Raw genomic sequence first — 6,417 nt, 5'->3', positions numbered from 1 at the left:
CAGCAATGCGGCCCTGTTCGTAGCGCAAAAACAAACACCGGCCTACACCGTTATCCAGCCGCTCGATCCGCCCCAAACGATCACGGCTGATGCGCAGTCGGTTGTCATAAGCATCGCTGATGGTGGTCAGCACACCGTCGCGGAAATGGTAGAAACGCGACGCCTGAGCCAGCACCAGTTCATCGGGTAAAGCACCCAAGTAAATCGCGGCTTCGGCCAAGCTGTTGGTAATCGCCGGCCGAGCCACCGTAGGCAAGGGCAGGGCAGTCGACCGGTTCTCATGGTCCGTCCACACCACCGAATCACCCGTAACCACCAACCGCTGCGCCAGCGCATGACTCCAGCCAAACCCCAACCCGCAATCCACGTCCACCGCGCTGGTGCGATACAGCCGCGTCCACTCAAACGGCAAAACCCCATCCAGGGTGCCATCGGTGAGGGTCAACAATTCTTCCCCGGTAACCATCGACACCGGGCATCCATTAGTAGCGGTTTTGTCCGCAGGGGCCGCCGCCTCGCCGTTCGGGTTCTTACCCGCAGCGGGCACATCGTCGACATGTTCCTGGCGCACCAATGCCGTCTGCTGGGTCTTCTTACGAACCGCAGGCACCGCGTTGGAAACCAGTTGATCCCCAGCCTTCAACGACGCAACCGGCACGGTCTTGATCGGCGTCGCCGTACTGCCCACCAGCAACGGCTTCACCACCTCGGCATGCGGCTCCAACCTGGGCATCACCAGTTTTGTCGCCAACAACTCCAGCAGATCCCGCGTCCGCCCAGACTTGATGTGCCCCAGCACCTGCGTACCCAGGCGCACCGCCACACCCATTCCCGCAGTCGCCCAGATCAGCAGCAGGTTGATCAACACCTCGCCGGTGATTTCCCCCATCAGTTCGTTCATTTCTTGCGGCGGCAGCATTCGCATCCAGCTGACCATCGCCGACACATAAATGAACAACAGCGGCTCATCGCTGAGTATCAGCAGGCCATTGGTAATCGCGTCGTTGCCGAGCTTCAGCAGTTCATCAAGTTCGGTTTGGGAGATGTATTGCAGCAACTTCTCGCTGTTGGGCTTGATGTCCGCCAGCAAGTCAAACAGCTGCGTGATGTTGTCCCACAGCCCGTAAAGCGCTTTGCCCATGCCACTGAGAAACGCCGCTTCCAGCACCCTGCGCCGATCCAGCGCAGTAGCGTCCGTATAGTCTTTCCACTGCGCTTGGAACGTGCTGTTCCACTCGCCGCGCAGGCGCGCTTCCAGCTCCCCGATCACCGACTGATAAGACGCGTACAGCGCCTTGACGTGATCCGTGGAAACGTTGGGATAGAAGCTGATTCGGTACGGCTGGTTGCGATCACACTCGGTGATTTCGAGAATGCCGCTGGGGCCGATGGTCTTGTGGATCGGCTCGCCCAGTGGGCCGCCGTTGGGATCGACGCGTTGCAGCACCACCGGTGTGTTGCCGATGGGCACAAACCGCGTGCTCTGGAACATGTGCACCAGGGTCAACGTGCCGTTGGCCTGGCACGTGGCGACGGTGCTGCCGGGAAAAATGGAGCGGTTGATGGGCGCGACCAGCGCCACCTCGTCGCCGACCTTGAACACCTGCTCGACATCCAGCGCCGAAAAGCTCCAGAAGCTCGAAGCCCAGTCGTCAAAGGTGTTCAGGCACTCTCTAAAGTCGCGCAAGACGGTTTCAACATCGACCGTCTTTGCATCCATTGGGGCCAGGGCCAGCCTGCCAATGGCCGGGTTCAAGCGACAGCCCCATTAACGCGGGCATTAACGAAAAAAACCATCTGCAATCCCTCGCACTGTGTGATCAGGCGAAGGACTTTGCAGAGGTTTTCAGGAGAGGTATGTAGAGCTTATCCGGAGGCGGGGTAGGATGTTTCAGTAGTCCTTGTCAGTGATCCATTAACACGATTCGACACGTTTTCAGCGCTGCGCAAACGCCAGGTTTAACCCAAGCCCTGCAAAGGCCGTGGCAAAACTGCGACGCAGCCAGTTCTGCACACGTGGCGATTCGACCACCGCACGACGAAACACATTGGCCAACAGGCCATACAGCACAAACACTGCAAGCGTCATCGCCATGAACACGCCGCTCAGTACCAGCATCTGCACGGCCGGTGCCGTGCCGCCTGGCGTTACGAATTGAGGCAGGAAGGCCAGGAAGAAAATCGTCAGCTTGGGGTTGAGGATGTTCAGCAAAAAGCCACGCAGCATCAGGCTGCGCGCGGTCGCAACCGTCGGCGTGTCGCTCATTGCAAAGGCCGAGCGGTCACGCCAGGTGGCATAGGCCAAGTACAGCAGGTAGGCCGCGCCGGCAAATTTCAATGCTTCGAAGGCCAAGGCGCTGGTGTGGAGCAGGGCGGACAGGCCCAGTATCGACGCCAGCAAGTGAGGAATGATCCCGGCGGTGCAGCCCAGCGCGGCAAACAAGCTGGCGCGTTTGCCGGAGGTCAGGCCGGTAGAGACGGTAAAAATCACGCCAGTGCCGGGGATCAGTACGACGATCAGGCAGGTGACGAAGAAATTCAGACTGAGCATGGCATCCAACTCCGTGTACGAATGGCTGATAACGGATCCTGTCATGTTCGGTGATAACTGGCGAGTGCAGCAGGTCGGCGAACCCCGGTTAGACTTACCTGTCGATATCCGCATTGCCCGGCCCGTCGTTACTGAAGGAAGCCCCATGTATTCAAGCCGTCTGATCCTGTGCCTCACTACGTTGCTGGTGCTGGCCGGCTGCTCCACCCCACGTGGCCCGCAGCAGCCTGAACGCAGCGAGGCCGAGGTAAAGGCGCAGATCGTGCGCCTGTTGCCGACCTCGGTTCCCGACCGCAGTGGCTGGGCCCAGGACATTTACACCGCCTTCGACACCCAGAAAGTCTACCCCAGCACCGAGAATATCTGCGCTGTGCTGGCGGTGACCGAGCAAGAGTCCACCTACCAGGTCGACCCACCCGTGCCAAACATGGGCAAGATCGCCCAGGATGAAATTCTGCGGCGTGCCGGCAAGGTCCATGTCCCGGCCTTCGTGGTGCGGACCACGCTGCAATTGCGCTCGCCCAGCGGTAAGACTTACGCCGATCGCCTCAACGCGGCACGCACAGAGAAGGACCTGAGCGGCATCTTTGATGATTTCATCAGCATGGTGCCCTTGGGCAATTCATTGTTTGGCGGTTTCAACCCGGTGCATACCGCCGGCCCCATGCAGGTCAGCATCGACTTTGCGCAACAGCACGCCCGTGATTATCCCTACACCGTGGATGGCACGATTCGGCGCGAAGTCTTCACTCGTCGTGGCGGGATGTATTTTGGTATCACCCATCTGCTCGGTTACCCGGTGAACTACGACCAGCCGTTGTACCGCTTTGCCGATTTCAACGCGGGCTGGTATGCCAGCCGTAACGCTGCGTTCCAGGCTGCCGTCAGCCGTGCCAGCGGTACCGAGCTGGCGTTGGACGGGGATTTGATTCGCTACGGGTCGCTGCTGCCGGGCACCACTGAGCTGGCGGTGCGCTCACTGGGTTCGAAGTTGGACATGCGCAACCCCAGCATCCGCAGCCAGCTGGAGCAGGGCGAGCAATTGGACTTTGAGCAGACCACCCTCTACCAGCGTGTGTTTGCTCTAGCTGATAAGGCTGCAGGCAAGCCGATGCCACGGGCGATCCTGCCGGGCATCGTGCTCAAGAGCCCGAAGATCACCCGCAACCTGACCACGGCGTGGTTTGCCAAGCGGGTGGATGAGCGCTATCAGCGCTGTATGAAGCGCTGATCATGGGCGGCGTTTAACGAACCGGCGCCACAGCCAGACCCACAACCACACCACCGGGAACGCCAGGATCACAAACGGCAGCACATAACTGGCGCGCTCCAGGGCGTCTGCCGTGCCGTTCACCAAGTTGTCACCCAAGTTGCTGAACATCCGGCTGAAGCGTGAGGGTTGATTCGCGCCGTCGGAAGAACGGAAATTCAGGGTCACACGGTTGGTATCAAGGCGACGTTGCTGGCCCGCGGCGACCTGTGCCAGTTCCTGCAATTCGTTTTCGATAGCAGCCTGTTCCTTGCTCAGGGCGATCAGGTCGCTGACGGTGATGTCCTTGCGCTTGGCCAGTTCGTCGAGGCGTTGCTGTTGGGCTTGCAGGCGATCCTGGCGACGGCGCACATCGGCCACCGCGTCGGCCAGGTCTTCGGCGCTAGTGATGCGCTGGCCGAGTTTTCCGCCTTCAGCGGCCAGTGCGACCATCGGCTCCACGCCGGTAGGTGCGATGCGCAGGATGATCGTGCCGCCATTGTCATCTTCGGTGATACCCAGAATATTGCAGGCGCCGAAACGTGCCGATTCACACGCCTCACGGGTAGCGTGCATGCGGGGTGCAAGCAGGGCGCCGGGCAGCGCCAGCGTCAGCTCATGTTCATAGGCCAACTGCGCCCCGGCCCGGCCCTGTTCGCCATTGATCACCGTGGCACGGGAGTGGTCCTTGGGCGAGCAACCGGCCAGGGCCAGGCCGGCCAGCACGATCAAAAGCAGCGGTTTTGTTGTGCCGTCCAGATGGCGCATTGCAGTTCCTTGGGGTGTGCAGGGGAAATGATCGCGATTAAAGCGGGTCTGGCGTATTTACGCAAAGCATCGCACAGGATTTGCGTGGCTGATGGTGATGGCAGCCTCGCAGAGCCAGGCGTACACCTCAAACCTTATACCAAGGAAGAACTCGCCATGATCGCTCACGCCGTGCCCGAAGGGTTTGTCTCGCTGCCGCGCAGCAGCCCGTTGCTCGACTTGTTAGGCCCGGCCTATTGCCGGGGTGAAGGTTTGCAACTGGAAATCGGCCTGCGCGCCGACAACCGCCACGCCAATGGGCGCGGCACGGTGCACGGTGGGGTGTTGGCGACTCTGGCGGATATCGGCATGGGGTATGCGATGGCGTTTTCCAGTGAACCACCGTTGCCGTTAATTACCGCGAGCATGACGCTGGACTACCTGGGCGCGGTGCAGGTGGGTGAGTGGGTGGTGGTGCGGTTGGAACATCATAAACGTGGTCGGCAGATGGCGTTTGCCACGGCGAGCTTGCAGGTGGGGGAGAAGGTCGTGGCGCGGGCGAGTGCGGTGTTTGCGGTGCCTCGTACCGACTGACACTGAAATCATTACCGTGTTTTTTCAGGAATGCTGCCCAAAGAAAAGGCCCGGTTTTCGTGGAACCGGGCCTTTTCCATGTTGCTCTTGAATCAGCTGCGTTCGAGGGCGAGGGCTACGCCTTGACCGCCACCGATGCACAGCGTCGCCAGGCCTTTCTTGGCATCACGCTTGATCATTTCATGCAGCAGGGTCACCAGCACACGGCAGCCTGAGGCGCCGATCGGGTGGCCGATGGCGATAGCGCCACCGTTGACGTTGACCTTGTCCGCATCCCACTCCAGCTCTTTGCCCACCGCCAGGGATTGCGCGGCGAAGGCTTCGTTAGCTTCGATCAGGTCCAGGTCGCCCAGGCTCCAGCCGGCTTTGTCCAGGCAGCGGCGCGTGGCCGAGACCGGGCCGATGCCCATGATGGCGGGGTCAACACCGGCGTTGGCGTAGCTGGCAATACGCGCCAGAACGGGCAGGCCGAGCGCCTTGGCTTTATCAGCGCTCATCAGCAGTACCGCCGCCGCGCCGTCATTGAGGCTGGAGGCGTTGCCGGCGGTGACGCTGCCGTCCTTTTTGAACGCGGGTTTGAGCTTGGCCAAGGATTCGGCGGTGGTGCCGGCGCGCGGCTGTTCATCGACCGCGAAGGCCGCTGGGTCGCCTTTGCGCTGGGGGATCAGGATGGGCGTGATCTCATCGACAAACCGGCCAGCTTCGATCGCCGCAGTGGCTTTCTGCTGGGAGGCCGCTGCGAAGGCGTCCTGGGCTTCACGGCTGATGCCGTATTTGTCCACCAGGTTCTCGGCGGTGATGCCCATGTGGTAGTCGTTGAACGCATCCCACAAGCCGTCGGTGATCATACTGTCGATCATCTTGGCGTGGCCCATGCGCAAGCCGGTGCGCGCAGCGGGCAACACGTACGGCGCCAGGCTCATGTTTTCCATACCGCCGGCGATGATCACGTCAGCGTCGCCGCAACGAATCGCCTGGGCGCCCAAGTGCAGCGCCTTGAGGCCAGAACCGCACACCTTGTTCAGGGTCAAGGCCGGCACGGCATGGGGCAGGCCGGCGAGGATCGACGCCTGGCGCGCAGGGTTCTGGCCACTGCCGGCCGTGAGCACCTGGCCGAGGATGACTTCATCTACCTGAGCGGGGTCCAGGCCGGTCTGCTCCAGCAGGCGACGGATCACGGCCGCGCCCAGTTCCGGCGCCGGGATACTGGCCAGCGAACCTTGAAAGCTGCCCACGGCGGTGCGGGTGGCAGCAACAATCACGACGTCTTGCATGG

6 protein-coding genes are annotated in these 6,417 nt (G+C 61.3%); 2 read left to right on the top strand and 4 right to left on the bottom strand.

Annotated features, from left to right (window positions below; translation table 11 throughout):
• Window positions 1-1,687, bottom strand: a 1,687-nt coding sequence (locus tag ACDZ94_RS27705) for a DUF6531 domain-containing protein (protein WP_432751897.1), incomplete at its 3' end; no start/stop codon positions are given.
• 249 nt (window positions 1,688-1,936) lie between these two features.
• Window positions 1,937-2,551, bottom strand: a complete 615-nt coding sequence (locus ACDZ94_RS27700) for a LysE family translocator (protein ID WP_064451770.1) — start codon at window positions 2,549-2,551, stop codon at window positions 1,937-1,939.
• 145 nt (window positions 2,552-2,696) lie between these two features.
• On the opposite strand from ACDZ94_RS27700, the gene ACDZ94_RS27695 reads away from it, so the two are divergent.
• Window positions 2,697-3,782: a DUF1615 domain-containing protein gene (locus tag ACDZ94_RS27695; RefSeq protein WP_432751896.1), complete on the top strand. Its 1,086-nt coding sequence runs from the start codon at window positions 2,697-2,699 to the stop codon at window positions 3,780-3,782.
• On the opposite strand, the gene ACDZ94_RS27690 is transcribed toward ACDZ94_RS27695, so the two are convergent.
• Window positions 3,783-4,568 carry a DUF4349 domain-containing protein gene (locus ACDZ94_RS27690; protein ID WP_432751895.1) on the bottom strand — a complete coding sequence of 262 codons (786 nt, stop codon included), beginning with the start codon at window positions 4,566-4,568 and terminating at the stop codon, window positions 3,783-3,785. It abuts the gene before it with no gap.
• Window positions 4,569-4,724: 156 nt separating this feature from the next.
• On the opposite strand from ACDZ94_RS27690, the gene ACDZ94_RS27685 reads away from it, so the two are divergent.
• Window positions 4,725-5,141: a PaaI family thioesterase gene (locus ACDZ94_RS27685; protein WP_432751933.1), complete on the top strand. Its 417-nt coding sequence runs from the start codon at window positions 4,725-4,727 to the stop codon at window positions 5,139-5,141.
• A gap of 92 nt (window positions 5,142-5,233) precedes the next feature.
• On the opposite strand, the gene ACDZ94_RS27680 is transcribed toward ACDZ94_RS27685, so the two are convergent.
• Window positions 5,234-6,415, bottom strand: a complete 1,182-nt coding sequence (locus ACDZ94_RS27680) for an acetyl-CoA C-acetyltransferase (protein ID WP_432751894.1) — start codon at window positions 6,413-6,415, stop codon at window positions 5,234-5,236.
• Window positions 6,416-6,417 lie beyond the last annotated feature (2 nt).

The organism is Pseudomonas sp. UBT, assembly GCF_050915955.1.
Classification (GTDB): domain Bacteria; phylum Pseudomonadota; class Gammaproteobacteria; order Pseudomonadales; family Pseudomonadaceae; genus Aquipseudomonas; species Aquipseudomonas antarctica_A.
Note: the sequence above shows the minus strand (reverse complement) of the source record. Positions and strands in the feature narration are given on the sequence as shown.

Coding starts and splice junctions, on each gene's coding strand:
- ACDZ94_RS27690 (WP_432751895.1), bottom strand. CDS start 4,568: ATGCGCCATCTGGACGGCACAACAAAACCGCTGCTTTTGATCGTGCTG.
- ACDZ94_RS27680 (WP_432751894.1), bottom strand. CDS start 6,415: ATGCAAGACGTCGTGATTGTTGCTGCCACCCGCACCGCCGTGGGCAGC.
- ACDZ94_RS27695 (WP_432751896.1), top strand. CDS start 2,697: ATGTATTCAAGCCGTCTGATCCTGTGCCTCACTACGTTGCTGGTGCTG.
- ACDZ94_RS27700 (WP_064451770.1), bottom strand. CDS start 2,551: ATGCTCAGTCTGAATTTCTTCGTCACCTGCCTGATCGTCGTACTGATC.
- ACDZ94_RS27685 (WP_432751933.1), top strand. CDS start 4,725: ATGATCGCTCACGCCGTGCCCGAAGGGTTTGTCTCGCTGCCGCGCAGC.